This is a genomic window from Coriobacteriaceae bacterium (assembly GCA_025992705.1).
Classification (GTDB): Bacteria; Actinomycetota; Coriobacteriia; order Coriobacteriales; family QAMH01; genus QAMH01.
The window spans coordinates 1,564,164-1,577,026 of the sequence record DAJPGJ010000001.1 but is presented as its reverse complement, the minus strand read 5'-3'; the positions used below and the strand labels follow the sequence as shown (position 1 = coordinate 1,577,026).

12 protein-coding genes and 1 pseudogene are annotated in these 12,863 nt (G+C 52.8%); 7 read left to right on the top strand and 6 right to left on the bottom strand.

Annotated features, from left to right (window positions below; all coding sequences use genetic code 11):
- Nucleotides 1-403: 403 nt before the first annotated feature.
- Nucleotides 404-976: pseudogene (locus tag OIM11_07145) on the bottom strand (nucleotidyl transferase AbiEii/AbiGii toxin family protein).
- Nucleotides 977-1,026: 50 nt separating this feature from the next.
- Here OIM11_07145 and OIM11_07140 point away from each other — a divergent pair.
- The 4 genes from OIM11_07140 (at nucleotide 1,027) to OIM11_07125 (ending at nucleotide 6,050) form a co-directional block, all read left to right on the top strand.
- Nucleotides 1,027-1,734 (top strand): ADP-ribosylglycohydrolase family protein, encoded by a 708-nt coding sequence (locus OIM11_07140; GenBank protein HJJ00902.1) that lies wholly within the window; start codon nucleotides 1,027-1,029, stop codon nucleotides 1,732-1,734.
- Between the two features lie 128 nt (nucleotides 1,735-1,862).
- A complete protein-coding gene (locus tag OIM11_07135; GenBank protein HJJ00901.1) occupies nucleotides 1,863-2,543 on the top strand; it encodes a DUF3800 domain-containing protein in 681 nt (226 codons plus the stop codon).
- Nucleotides 2,544-2,612: 69 nt separating this feature from the next.
- Entirely contained in the window at nucleotides 2,613-3,437 is an 825-nt protein-coding gene (locus OIM11_07130) for an alpha/beta hydrolase (GenBank protein HJJ00900.1), read from the top strand.
- A gap of 768 nt (nucleotides 3,438-4,205) precedes the next feature.
- Entirely contained in the window at nucleotides 4,206-6,050 is a 1,845-nt protein-coding gene (locus OIM11_07125; GenBank protein HJJ00899.1) for a protein kinase, read from the top strand.
- A 193-nt stretch (nucleotides 6,051-6,243) separates the two neighbouring features.
- Here OIM11_07125 and OIM11_07120 read toward each other — a convergent pair whose 3' ends face one another.
- Both OIM11_07120 and OIM11_07115 read right to left on the bottom strand, forming a co-directional pair.
- On the bottom strand, nucleotides 6,244-6,531 hold the full coding sequence (locus tag OIM11_07120; GenBank protein HJJ00898.1) for a hypothetical protein: 288 nt from the start codon (nucleotides 6,529-6,531) through the stop codon (nucleotides 6,244-6,246).
- A gap of 160 nt (nucleotides 6,532-6,691) precedes the next feature.
- The gene (locus OIM11_07115; protein HJJ00897.1) at nucleotides 6,692-6,823 is read right to left on the bottom strand and encodes a hypothetical protein; all 132 of its coding nucleotides are present in this window, start codon (nucleotides 6,821-6,823) and stop codon (nucleotides 6,692-6,694) included.
- A 181-nt stretch (nucleotides 6,824-7,004) separates the two neighbouring features.
- On the opposite strand from OIM11_07115, the gene OIM11_07110 reads away from it, so the two are divergent.
- Nucleotides 7,005-7,193 carry a hypothetical protein gene (locus OIM11_07110; GenBank protein HJJ00896.1) on the top strand — a complete coding sequence of 63 codons (189 nt, stop codon included), beginning with the start codon at nucleotides 7,005-7,007 and terminating at the stop codon, nucleotides 7,191-7,193.
- 5 nt (nucleotides 7,194-7,198) lie between these two features.
- Complete coding sequence (locus OIM11_07105) at nucleotides 7,199-7,384, top strand: hypothetical protein (protein ID HJJ00895.1); 186 nt, start codon at nucleotides 7,199-7,201, stop codon at nucleotides 7,382-7,384.
- A gap of 1,616 nt (nucleotides 7,385-9,000) precedes the next feature.
- On the opposite strand, the gene OIM11_07100 is transcribed toward OIM11_07105, so the two are convergent.
- From OIM11_07100 to OIM11_07090, 3 genes are all read right to left on the bottom strand, one after another.
- A complete protein-coding gene (locus OIM11_07100) occupies nucleotides 9,001-10,188 on the bottom strand; it encodes an IS1249 family transposase (protein HJJ00894.1) in 1,188 nt (395 codons plus the stop codon).
- 348 nt (nucleotides 10,189-10,536) lie between these two features.
- The gene (locus OIM11_07095; protein HJJ00893.1) at nucleotides 10,537-11,082 is read right to left on the bottom strand and encodes a gamma carbonic anhydrase family protein; all 546 of its coding nucleotides are present in this window, start codon (nucleotides 11,080-11,082) and stop codon (nucleotides 10,537-10,539) included.
- 172 nt (nucleotides 11,083-11,254) lie between these two features.
- Nucleotides 11,255-12,145, bottom strand: a complete 891-nt coding sequence (locus OIM11_07090) for a metallophosphoesterase (protein HJJ00892.1) — start codon at nucleotides 12,143-12,145, stop codon at nucleotides 11,255-11,257.
- Nucleotides 12,146-12,461: 316 nt separating this feature from the next.
- Between OIM11_07090 and OIM11_07085 the strand changes: the two genes are divergently transcribed.
- A complete protein-coding gene (locus OIM11_07085; protein HJJ00891.1) occupies nucleotides 12,462-12,821 on the top strand; it encodes a hypothetical protein in 360 nt (119 codons plus the stop codon).
- Nucleotides 12,822-12,863 lie beyond the last annotated feature (42 nt).

The window sequence follows — 12,863 nt, the reverse complement described above, 5'->3', positions numbered from 1 at the left end:
GCGAATATTTCCGTTGGAGAGTTGCCTCAAATACTTCATGTTCCCAGCACCACAATGGTCTGCATGAGCATGGCGGGCGCGTCTTTCAAGATCGGTGTCTAATAGCGATGATGCCAAAACTAGAGCGGATTCCATGATTTGTCGCTTCTATGACATAGGGCTCTCAGAGCCACGGATCGTGCGTTTCACAGGTTTGGGGCAAAACATTGCTCATCGTGTCAGGATGCGCATGGGGCTTTAGGAATATCCCGAAATCTCGTCTAGCTTCTGTGGGTGCTAACTAAGATCTAATCATTGCTAGTTTTGTTTTCTATGCCCATCTGAATTAAGTTCATGGCAAGACCGAGGCTGCTTTCGTAATGCTTTAAACTCTCGGATTCTTATCTTCGATATATGCACAGTATTACCCTTTTGAAGGCTCGGGATTATTAATCTCAGATTCAAGCTCGGATATTCCCAATATCAGTTCGCCGAAGTCGGGAGCATCGCCGAAAATAATATTTCGCATGGATGCATAGTCTTCTTCGACCAAAGGGAGGGACCCCTTTGGAGGCATGAGCTTCAGCGTTCCGGGAGCGCATAGGTCATGTCGTGCGGTGTTCGACCGCCAGAAAGCCATCTTGAAATCCGCTACACTCTTGAGAAGGTTCGTATCATTTAGTGCTCGCGACTTGACATCAGAATTCGCAAGCATGTAAAGATCGTAGTAGTGGCGAGAGTATCTGGAGGGAGACCTTCCGTTCGTGCGGAATGCCTCCTTGTGCAGGATGGTCGTCTTTTCCCAGAACGTCCTTTCGGGAGAAACTGCCAGCACTGATGTTGTCAGGCGAGCAAAGGCCTCCGGGAACGCCTCTGCAATATACGGGCTGATGAGCGCCACTGTTGTGGGCGTCCACGCCGCAAGGGCGCCTGTCTCCAATCGGATTTCTTGCAAAATGGAATCATCGGAAAAGGACTGCGGATAGAAGAATCTGAGCGTTGGGGGGGGGGGGCGTCCTCGTCGATGCGCAAAGACGCATCGACGATATGTTGCTCTTTGAGATAGGCCAGCATTTCAGGCATCAGGCTGTTGCGGAGAAACGCTCCGGCATCTTTGTTGATCCGTTTGACGAAAGCGTCTTGTTTTGTGTTGCTTCTCTTCTTCCAAGGCTCTTCGATCCCGTACTCCAGAAGCAATTGATAAGGCGGCAGGCAGCTGCGTGGCATCGTCTACGGAGCGGCCATGGTTGCGATGGGGAGCGCTCGAACGGCAACGGTTCTCTCATGCGCATCGCGCCGCTTGCGCTGACGACCGCAAGCGATGACGAGATCAGGGACGCGTCGGCGGTGACCCATGCCCATGTCATCTCGAAGGAGGCGTGCGTCGCGTTCGTGCGCATCCTGCGGGAGGTGTTGCGAGGCGAAGCCCTCACTACTGCGATCAAGGGCAACATCCCCGACGACCCCCGCTTCGGCTTTATGCGCGAGATCGAGTCGTGGAGCCGTGACGACGTGCGCTCGACAGGCTACGTCATAGACACGCTCGGTGCCGCGCTTTGGTGCGCTCTCAACACGGACGACTACGCCAGTTGCGTTCTTGCCGCGGTGAACCTCGGGGACGATTCCGACACGACTGCCTGCGTCGCGGGAGCTCTGGCAGGTGCAATGTACGGTTATGACTCAATCCCCAAGGGGTGGGTCGAACAGCTTCGTGGAAAGGACGTGATCGAGGACTCGCTCGAGTGGTGGTTCTAGGAAGCGCGCGCCTATGGACGGGGTTATGAAAACGTGCTATAAACTAGTCATATTCTGGGCTGGCCGAAAGGCCCTGGTCCACCCAAGGGCGGGGACTTTTTCCCCGCCATTTCATTTTCAGGAGACCCATGGCTGAGCTCAGTGTGTTCATAGACGAGTCGGGTGACTTTGGCCCATACGAACATCATGCTCCGTACTACATCATCACGTTGGTCTTTCATGATCAGAGCGCTGACATCGCAGACCAGATTGATCATCTGAGACGCCATCTTGTCGAGCAGGGCCTTTCCGAAGACCATGCCGTGCACTCCGCTCCGCTCATCAGACGCGAAAGGGATTACGTGAGTATGGACCTGACGGCGCGTCGAAAGCTCTTCCGATCGCTGTTTACGTTCATGCGTCTTTGCGATATCTCCTACAAGTCCTTCGTCTTCAGGAAGCGGGAGTTTGCCGATCACGACAAAATGGTTTCCCGGATATCGCGCGAGGTGAGCTCTTTCCTGCGCGATAACCTGGGCTTCTTGCAGTCTTTCGACCGTATCATTGTCTATTATGACAACGGCCAGAAGGAGATCACCAACCTGGTGAACACGCTCTTCAACGCCTTCCTCGAGGCCGACGTCAGAAAGGTCTCACCGTCGGACTACAGCCTGTTCCAAGCTGCGGATATGTTCTGCACGCTCACGCTCCTCGAAGAGAAGCTCAAGTGTGAAGGCCTTAGCAATTCCGAGAAAGAGTTTTTCATGAGTGCGAGGGATTTGAAGAAGAACTACCTCAAATCGACGTCAGCTAAAAGACTTTCACGGTAGGAGCTGCAATCGGGATGCGATATGCATCCGCGAGACGCATGTTGCAATCCGCCCGAGCGGGAGCAGGCCATGACCCTGGAGAGTAAATCGGACATCACCAACGCCGCCGAGCCGGCATGCGAAGAGGAGCTGCTCGCGGGCAAGGTGGAGCATACCCCGGTCCGCAAGACCCACCGCAAGCTGAAGATCGCCCTGGTGGCCGTCCTCGCGATCATCGTCGCCGGCATCATAGGCTTCGGCGTCTACGTGGGCGACTACTATCACGCGGATGACGCGGCCCTGGCCGCCATGGAACCGACCGACACCGTGGCCGTGCAGCGGCTGGAGGGCGGCGACATCGCCTTCGTCCCCGACGATCCGCGGGCCGGAATCGTCTTCTACCCCGGAGGCAAGGTGCAGGCTGAGGCGTACGCGCCGCTCATGCAGGACCTGGCCGAGCGCGGGTTCCTCTGCGTAATCGTCTGCATGCCGTTCAACCTGTCCGTGCTCGACGCGAACGGGGCCGACGGCGTGCAGGGGCAGTTTCCCGCCGTGCAGAGATGGATCCTGATGGGGCACTCGCTCGGTGGCGTCATGGCGGCCGGCTACCTCGACGGCCACGCGCGGTCGTGGGACGGCCTCGTGCTGCTGGGGGCCTATTCCACCGCCGACCTCTCCGATGACGGCGTCACGGTGCTGAGCGTCACGGGGGATTCGGATGGGGTGCTGAACCGCCGGGCCGCCGCCGACAACGAGGGAAACCTCGGCGAGGACGCGCGCGAGCTCGTCATCCCCGGCGGCAACCACGCCCAGTTCGGCTCGTACGGCTCGCAGGATGGTGACGGCGAGGCGAGCCTTTCGCCCGAAGAGCAGCGGGCCCTCACTGCTGACGAGGTCGCTGACGTGTTTTTGTGAAGGCGGAGCGCTGGCAAGTAGGGAGCCGGTGGGTAAGGCGATTTGCTGAAAAATTATTCACTGAATAAGTTTTCAGTAAATGAAAACAATTCGACCGAGTGCCATGAATGACGGAGAACCGGATCACCTACGACGTGACCTATGAGAGGGCAAGTCCCGATATTACTGAGTTCGATTATGATATCGGCAACGCGTCGCCAAAGATCATGGCGGCATGCTCCTATTTTGACGCTCGAGGGAGGGCGTCAGGCATGATCGATAATCATCAATCGACGACGCTGTAGCACCTCTATGCCGGTTGAAAAGACGTGATGGAGGAAAGCGTAGCGATGCGATTGTCTTGCTGCTGGCGGAAGGGGGATACCTTGTTCTGCAGGGTTGCGGAGGCGTGAGCGGATTGTACGAAACTCGCTTTGCAGGAGGCAAACTCTAAAGCAGATGGTCGAAAATGCACGCGTAGAGCGTGGAATAGGTGATTATTCTGCGCGCAAGCACGAGGAGCTTTTGCGAGGAACGAGAGTTTTGACGCGATGTTTGCAAATTGTGTTGCGAGATGAGGGCAGTGAGCGATGTTGGGGTTTTCGCGATAGGGGAAGTGCAATCGTCTGTTGTTGAGTTATTCGTTCTCGGTTTCCTTGAGCAGCGTATCCGGGGTGTTATTGGAAGTTTGCCCCATATAATGGCCTTTCAATAATTATTTAAATCGGAGACTTAAATGGATTATCTCTGCATGCTCAAAATCGATGAAGGTCTGGAAAGGGAGTTCAAGTGACGGAAGTATCGATTGAAGGAGTTAAGTACTCACTCTCTAAAAGGGGACAGCTGGGGCAAGGAGGGACGGGGACGGTAATTTGTGCCATATCAGAAGATAAAACCTATGCAATAAAGAAAGTACCGTTACTTGATGAAAAAAAGAAGAAGAACAAGACTAAGAATAAGCGTTTTAGAAAAGAAGTTGAGTATTGCAGACATTATCATTCTGACAACATTATTCAGATAATCGGCGCTGAAGAGATTGAGGAAACTGGGAAGGGCGGCAAAAGAACCACATCCCTTCTGTATGTGATGCCGTACTATGAACGTGATTTGCGTAAAACGATGGACGATGTGAATCTCGGCATCAACGAAAAGATCAATCTTCTTCTGAAACTATACGGTGCCGTAGAAGTGATTCACTCAGATGGGGTCATCCATCGAGACATAAAGCCTGAGAACATTCTTATTGGGATGGATAATCTTCCAGTTCTTGCAGATTTCGGCATTGCTCATTTTGAAGATTTTTCAGTTACCAAAACAAAAGATTTGCTGGCGAATCGTTTATATTTTGCCCCCGAGCAGGGGAAGGGTGCTGATCAAACGAAGATTACTGCTGCTGTCGATGTCTTTGCTGTTGGGCTCATTACAAATGAAATATTCACTGGGAGCATTCCTCGTGGGAGCAACTTCAAAACAATATCTCAGGCAGAGCCGTTGCTCGGTGATTTAGATGATCTAGTTCGGCGTATGACGTATCAGGATCCTGCGAAAAGGATATCCGTCTCGCATGCCAGACTTGAGCTAGGCAGAATTCAACAGGAGCTTGTGAACGCCCTTGACGATGCCGAAAAGGAGCTACGAGAATTAGATAAGGAATGCTTTGGGGGTTGGGCTGAGGGTATTGACAGCAAAACGAGGGGTATTGTTTATCGCCAAGCTGCCGAAGATATGCTGCTAGCCAATAAATTAGTTGCATCTTTAAAACCTGAAGATTGGGATCAGATTAATTCTAACTATCATTGCAACATTCGTTTCAATCCATCGGAAGACCTAATTAACGCGTCGCGTTTTGCTCAAGTGCTTGAAAAATGCAAGAGTAAGTTCCTTTACGAATCGAACATATATCATTCGATATCCGGAGATGGCAAACAGAATCTCTACGATGATGGGCCAAGCGAAGCTTCTCGGGTCAAGCTTGATGAATGGCTAGAAAAGCATTCGTTTTACTTGAGCGGAAGAATCTCAAGCGAGGCTCTGGGGGTTAGAGTTCGAAAATACTTTGTTTCGTGTAGTTCGTATCACTGCGAAGAGCTTATTGACGCAGTAAACATGATCGATAAGTCTCCTTTTGTTTTTGGGGAAGATGAGCCGCTTTTCTGGATTGCTGGGAGAATTGCGCTTGATATCTGTGCGGCCACTTATCCTGATGCAACGCCTGATGAATTGCTGGATGATTTCAATCTTATAGACCACGTTTCGATATCTGATGTTGAAGATCCTATCCTGAATTCATATTTAGAGAATCATGCGTTTGCGCGTGCCTTGAGGAAAGCGGAGTCCGTCTATTACCGAAGAGCAAAAGAGATTCTCGATATTCTCAATGAAAAGTATTCGAATATCGAAAGTCAGATCGAAGATGAGCAGGCGATTGTAATATTCGACGACCAAGAGCATTACGACGAATTTAAAAAAGAAGCACGAGAAATTGCACGAGGTCACTATATCTTCGAGGCTGATATTGACGATTTGTTCAGATTGCCGCTCAAAGTGGAAGATAAAATCATGCACGTATGGAACCTAGTTTTTGACGTAACCGTAACCTTAGCCAAGGTGCTTGGTCTAGTCGAGGTTGAATAGCGCGGGTCATCCAGTACCGATTGCTGAAATGGCTAGGGTATACCGGGCTGACCGTTCAGGGAACGAAAATGTGATGGCGATTCTCATAGGTAGCGTGAGCCGCACGGGCATCGTCTTCTTGACTTAGAGTCTGATGGAGCGTCTGTGCCCCAGATAGCGCTTTTACCAAAGCTTCGCAGAAGCTCCTTCTTCGTCATTGCTTTCTTAATACGTTTTGCATAGCTTTCTTGTTTTGCTGCGAATAATTTGAGAGTGGACCAATACGTAAACTGTTTTCTATTCCTTCTTCTTCAAGAATTTGCTTAATATTCTGGATTTTCATTCTTAGCGATGTTGTTGAGATATTCGGAAAATGCTCAGACAATTCTTTGACAAGAACTTCGACAGGCATGTTTGATTTTTCCGCAACATAGTATTTGACGCATGTTTCACAGCAATATGTATCTTCTTCAAGACTCCAGCGATGCTTTTTGTTGGACACGGTCTCTCCTTTTCCTCATTGTTCACTTAGTATTTTCGGGTAAGGGGTGTAATAAGTAAATGGAAAACCTTTTCTTAAGAGTTGTTACATTCGCAGATGAATTGAAGAGTTTTATAGCCGCACTAAGATGAGCCCGTCATTCACAATGTCTGCAAGAATTTCACCCCGCACCCCTCCTCACGTCAATCACCTCTGCCAACGGCACGATGTCGCAATCATCATCTGCACGGCGCACGATGGGGCGCAGCCGTTTGTTCTTGCGCTTGATGTCATGCCCTAGATGAACTCGCATGCTGCCGCGCTTGAAGCCTCTCCTTCGCATAATCGCTCAGCTGGGACTTGGCCATGCCCGCGAGGCGCTTGGCGGTCTTGCGGTGCGAGTCCTGCCCGTCTTTCCCGCGGACGTATTCCGCGAGCGCGCCGAAGAGGACGTAGACCTCCGAGAGATTCAGTGACAGGCAGATGGGGATGCGGTGAGCATTACGAGGGCGACCCCCTCGCTGCCCATGAACGAGTCCTTCAGCTCGTATCCCTTCAGCCCCTCGTTGCTGGGCACGTCGCGCAGCGACTCGAACAGTGAAACCGTGTCACACCCCACGCATACAATCGTCGACGTGGCGTTTTCGATTGACGTCACGGGTTTCGATGACGATGGGATGTGATGGGTATGTCAAGTGATTACGTATGGGTCGTCGGGTTCGATGCCTCGACGGGCAAGGCGATGCAGTTCATCCGCTGTCACAAGAACAGCGCGCCGTTTCACGAGAGCCTCTACGCCTGCGAGGGGTATTCCGTGCAGACGATGACGAGCGAAGAATTCGGGGAGCTGGCCGATCGCGGGGGTTCCATGTAGCGGCTCGTTTCCTGCAGCAGAGTGGTTTCGAGAGATTCGAAGAGTTGCGGATTGACGGATATTTTCTTCGGTCTCTGTCCGCCGCGAGTTAAATGTAAACATCGAGACAAGCCATTTATTATCGCTAAACGTATTTAAGGATAGTCATCATGTCAGCAGAGCTAAATTTCAAGGACTTGCTTATTTCCGTTCCGTTTGAAAATGGGAAGGAGTACGAAAGTACTAGGTTATTTGAAGAAGAGTTTCCGCATATCACATGGCTGACAATGAACTTCGCGCTTGAACAAGAAGATGGGGATACCGTCATCTCCCTTTACGGTGATGATGCGAAGGTGGACTTGGTTGGTCATCTTGACGGTGCATTCATATTCGGCGCACAGGCCTATAGGGATAAGCGCAATATCGTTATGGAATGCGATGATTGCAATGCGGATTTATGCGAAGTAGCCACTGATTTAGAGGGCGAAGGGCTTATCGAAAGTCCTTCTGGGATGTATGTTGATGTGCTTTACATCCATAAACTCGAGTTATCGCGAGAAGCTTACGAAGCTGCTAATCTACAAGACTTCTTTGATAAGCTCCCGCATGCTGTTTATCAATATATTGGTGTGATGCCCGAACTTTGCTGCTACCTGGCTGATGCTGCTGATGGGTATTACGCTTCCCAGGAACAGAACACCAAATATGACCCGAGGTCCGTAGGTAAAGATTCGATACAAATGTTAATGGATAACGGTTACCGTTTGACCTCATCTCGCAAGCTCCTATACAGATACAGCAATGCTGAGGATGATCCAATCGATATGATGACAAGCGATGAGGATGATGCGGAAAATAACACGGGGTACCAGGGGATTAGCGCATCGTTTGCAGAAGGGGTGCCATACGAGACGTTTGAACAAATGCGTGCTGAAGCAAGTCGAGATCTCCTTGAAGACTACACGCAGATTGGCTATTCGGCACATGCTGTCCATATATCAAGAAATGCACCGAAAAAGCTGGTCGAATATGTTCAGGCGGCGATTGCTGCACATAATTTGGGCACACCATTTGACTACGCTTTGAGGCATCTTGTTTCTAGTAGTGAGCCTGACATTCCAGATATACATCTGGCGTTTCAGAGAATGTACTTTGCGGGAAAGCAGCACATGGAAGACACGATGCGGCGGATGCATCCTGAAGCTGAGCCGAACGCGGGAGAGGTATATTCAGATGCGGCCTTAACTCGGGCGAAGAATACTTATTATGTCGCCGCAATGTTATACAGGGAAGGCCATATGATCGAGGCTCATGCTATGAGTAGGTTGATGCTAGAGCAAATCGCATGGGCGTATAACGCCTGCAAGGCGAAGGATTTGGAAGAAGCGGAGAAAATTTCGCCTACGAAATCCATCGGTCGTCTTAAGGCAAAGATAAAGCCTGTCGGCAGATTATATGGAGCATTATGTGAATACGTACATTTGCCTCTCAAGGGTCATTATGAGTTTATAGACTTAAGCAGCGGGGAAAGTTCCGCTCGCTGCCAATTTGGCGTGCACTCGTATAATTTCGGACAGATTATTTCCTATTTGGCAGATTATTGGGGCTATGTTTCAAAAAGTGTGTCCGGCGGGACATCACTGACGGTACCTCGTCGGCATGTGAAACTCGTTCCAGTCGATGGCCTTCCCATACCTCTCCGGGCTTCCATCCGAATGCCGGCCCTCGCCCGAGACGGTTGCGAAAAGCCCGTCGACGTCTTCGTCCCTCGGCATGCGGCGCAGGATCTCCGCCGGGCTCTCGGGCTCTTCGGTGTGCATGTAGCACCACCACATGACGGCCTTCACGCGGTGCAGCAGCGGCAATCCCCGATGCAGCCTGAGCATCTCCCTCAGTTGCGCGTTCAGGCTCTCGATCGGGTTGTTGGTGGAATCCCAGCGCCCGCCGCGCTCCCTTTGCATCTCGATGAATGTGAAAAGCGTCCCTTCCTTCACCAGGCGGTTGAGGCTTCCCCTGGCCCGCCGCAGCCTCTCGTGCGTGTAGACCCTCCTGCCGTCTTTCACCGTGAACTCCTTCAGGAACTCGCTCCAATCGGAGCACCACTGCGCGTAGTCGACGAGCCACTCCCTCATCGCGTCCTCGTCTTTGGCCCTCGTCAGGCGGTTCGCGATGCCCAGGAGCTCGCGGCCGCACTCGAGCTTGGGACTCTTGGTCGTGTAGCGCTTGACCTGGCGCGCGGCATGCACGACGCAGCGCTGTATCCTGGTGCCGGGCCATACGGTGCGCGCCGCCTTCGCGAGCCCGGTGGATCCGTCCGACACCACCAGCATCGGAGCGGGTATCCTCATCATCAGCGCCGCCCAGGAGCTCGAGCACTCCCTTTGCGCCAGGTGCCATGCGATCACGTGCTCCTTGGAGCGCGCGACGAGCACGACGGCGTCGTGGGAAAACCAGATGCCGTCGAGAAAGACCGTGTCGAAGACCTCGCCGGTGAAAGGGGCGATGGGCCAAAGCTCCCAGAACCCGGCGCACTTTCGCCAGAAGGTCGACCTGCTGTATCCGAGATCGGCGATCGACCTCTTGGAGAGGATCCAGGCAAGGAAGGCCCGGAGCAGCTTGGCGGCGTTGTCAATCCTTCTCGTCTTGGAGGCACCGCACGACTTGCACCGCCAGCGCTTGGTCCCTGCCTTCGTGTATCCGTTCCCCTTCATCTCGCTTCCGCAAACGTCGCATCTCGGGCTACTCAAGGCGTCATCCTGTCCACTAGGCAACTTTTCCCTTCGGAAAGCTTGCCTGAACAGGCACGTCAAGAGGAAAGCGGACACACTTTTTGAAACACCTTCGAGTTGGGCGATTCCAACTCAAGGACCTGATTTGCTTGTGTTCAACTGGGGTAACGGGTCTTATTCGGACACACTTTTTGAAACATAGCCCGATTATTGGGCTTGCGTGTATGAGTAAACACAGGCGAACCATTTTGAGAGTTTCGAGAATTGGCTTCCTGATTCATCCGGATTCATGCTGAATCCCGAGCGTCCCTTTCTGGCTATCATCGAGCCAATGCGCGAAGAGATTACAAGCATTTATGCGAGTGAGTATCCCTCGTATGCAGATTACTTAAAAGAAGGATGGAGATTGCATCCTGAGGAAGATGGGGATATTTCAAATTAAGACTACCCTAGCGGCGGCTTGGGCACCTCGCCCGTGAGCAGCCAGCCTTCGCTTGCCAGCTGGTATCCCACCTCAACGTACTCGGCGGCGTTCGCGTCCAGGCTGGCCCTTTCCTCGTCGGTCAGGGGACGTTTCGCCCGTGCGGGCGCGCCGACAACGAGCATGCCGTCCGGGATGCGCGCCGACCCTGTCACGAGTGCTCCGGCTCCGATGAGACAGTGATTCCCGATTTCGGCGCCATCGAGTACCGTGGCTCCCATGCCGACAAGCGAATGGTCGCCGATGGTGCAGCCGTGCACGACCGCGGCATGACCGATGGTCACGTCATGGCCGATGATCGTGGGCGAACCGTGGCTCACGTGCAGGCATGCGCCTTCCTGCACGTTCGTGCGCTCACCCAGCTTTACGAAGCTGTCGCAGTCGCCCCGGATGGTCGCGTTGAACAGGACGCAGCACTCGTCGCCGATGGTGACGTCGCCGATGACGGTCGCGTCGGTCGCCACGTGCGCGGTGGGGGAGACGGTAGGCACTTTGCTCGGCTTCTGCATGGTCATCCTCTCTGGATGCGTTCGCGTGTGAATATGCGTTGTTGTTCAATATGGCAGAACACTACCAATTATGGCGAGGTTTTGCCACAACATGATGATGCAGTGATGCAATGCGGGATTGTAACAGGCGACCGCTCGGAAGAGGCTTTCTCATCATGACAAGCCTGCTACGCTAAGTACGCAGCGGAACCGCCTCAGCGTGTCCGTTGCTGAGCAATAGCGCCGTTCCATCCCCGATGGGCCGGTTGTATGTCGTACGAGAGAGGGTGTCGCATAGCCAGATGGTTTCGTTGATACCGTCGATTTTTTCGCATGTGGGAACGGGTGTATGCCCGACGATTTGATTGATGCCCTGTGCTGCGTCATCGCGTAACTCCGAGAGGTCGGCCCACAACGGCCCCGGCACTCCGTAGCCGCCTCGGGCCCAGCCCACCATCGAAAGCTTTTCTCGGCAGCGAGATCTGCCATCGAAGAAGAACTCGTTGATGCGCGAGGCGCACGCTCTCGCGTCGTCACATCCAGGTAGGTTCTCGTCTCTCCATTCCTGCGTGAGCCCGGCATGCGTGAGGAGAAAACCATCGACACATGCTGCGGCTTGCATTTCTATTTCCTGCAGCTTGTCGCGGATTTCGATGAACGCCTCGTGGTGCGTGCCGGAGCAGCCGCGACCAATCAGGTATTCGAAATCGTGGTTTCCCACAAGGCAGGTCACGTTCATGCCGTCAGCTGTCTGTTCCTTTAGCCAGCCGATTTGGAAATCCAGGGCATTGAGTACGTCGTCAACCGTCGAACCCCACTCGTCAGTGTAATCACCCAAGAGCACGATGCTTTGTGTGCCTCGCTCCTTGGCAACGGTACTAATTCGCGGCAGCATTTCTGCCTGCTTGCAATGCAAGTCACCAACGACAAGCGTGCCGCTTCTCGTTTCAATGTCCTTTTTCTTCAAATCGATTACTTCGTTTCTTCGACTATATCGCGGCAGCACAATGCGAGGTGGCTGCCTCTTCCAGCGCAGAGGCGCTTTGGAGGCCGTCTTTGGGACGACGACTTCAACCGTTGTCATAGGTGCTTGCATTGCGATCACCCGCTTTTTGTTCGACCCTCAACACCTGCGCAAACCATGTCGTGAATTTCTTGCTCATTTGGTGACACCTGCATGCTTCCAATGAATAAGTTGCTGTAGGTACCGTACTGCAGCTGGCTCTAGACAAAAACAGTCGCAATAGTCCGAATTCGATATTCCCGACATGTAATTGCCAGAAATCTCATGTCCCTGTTGCCCTGTAAAATGCTCTTGTGATGTAGTTGCTCGTCTGCGAAGGAAGGTGTCGCCAAACATGACAGGAAATCATCAATCAGCGTCGCTGCGGTGTTTTCGCATGAAGCGAGAGAACGCCATGGAAGAAAGCGTCCGTGATGCGATTGTCTCTTTGTTGGCAGAAGGTAAGACACCCTCGTTCTACAAGGTCGCAGATCGTGCGCAGATTGCGCGAAGTTCGCTTTACAGGAAACAGAATCTCAGGCAGTTGGTCGAAGACGCGCGCGAGGGGCGTGGAATCGGCGGTTATTCTGCGTATAGCTATGACCGGCTCGTACAAGAGAACGAGAGCCTCAAGCGCGAGGTCCGTGCGTTGCGTCGTGAGGTGGAGGCGATGAGTGGTGCCGAGATTGTTGTGATAGGAGAGAGACAGTCATCTGTCATCGAGTATTGCGTCATCGGCTTTCCCCAGGCAGCATAGGCAAGTCTATCGTCACAAAATCGGACTACTGTAAGCCCCGCC

Excerpts from the sequence above, each read along its gene's own strand:
- OIM11_07140 (HJJ00902.1), top strand. The coding sequence starts at position 1,027 with ATGTTGCTCTTTGAGATAGGCCAGCATTTCAGGCATCAGGCTGTTGCG.
- OIM11_07135 (HJJ00901.1), top strand. The coding sequence starts at position 1,863 with ATGGCTGAGCTCAGTGTGTTCATAGACGAGTCGGGTGACTTTGGCCCA.
- OIM11_07105 (HJJ00895.1), top strand. The coding sequence starts at position 7,199 with ATGTCAAGTGATTACGTATGGGTCGTCGGGTTCGATGCCTCGACGGGC.
- OIM11_07130 (HJJ00900.1), top strand. The coding sequence starts at position 2,613 with ATGACCCTGGAGAGTAAATCGGACATCACCAACGCCGCCGAGCCGGCA.
- OIM11_07090 (HJJ00892.1), bottom strand. The coding sequence starts at position 12,145 with ATGACAACGGTTGAAGTCGTCGTCCCAAAGACGGCCTCCAAAGCGCCT.
- OIM11_07115 (HJJ00897.1), bottom strand. The coding sequence starts at position 6,823 with ATGCGAGTTCATCTAGGGCATGACATCAAGCGCAAGAACAAACGGCTG.
- OIM11_07085 (HJJ00891.1), top strand. The coding sequence starts at position 12,462 with ATGAAGCGAGAGAACGCCATGGAAGAAAGCGTCCGTGATGCGATTGTC.
- OIM11_07095 (HJJ00893.1), bottom strand. The coding sequence starts at position 11,082 with ATGCAGAAGCCGAGCAAAGTGCCTACCGTCTCCCCCACCGCGCACGTG.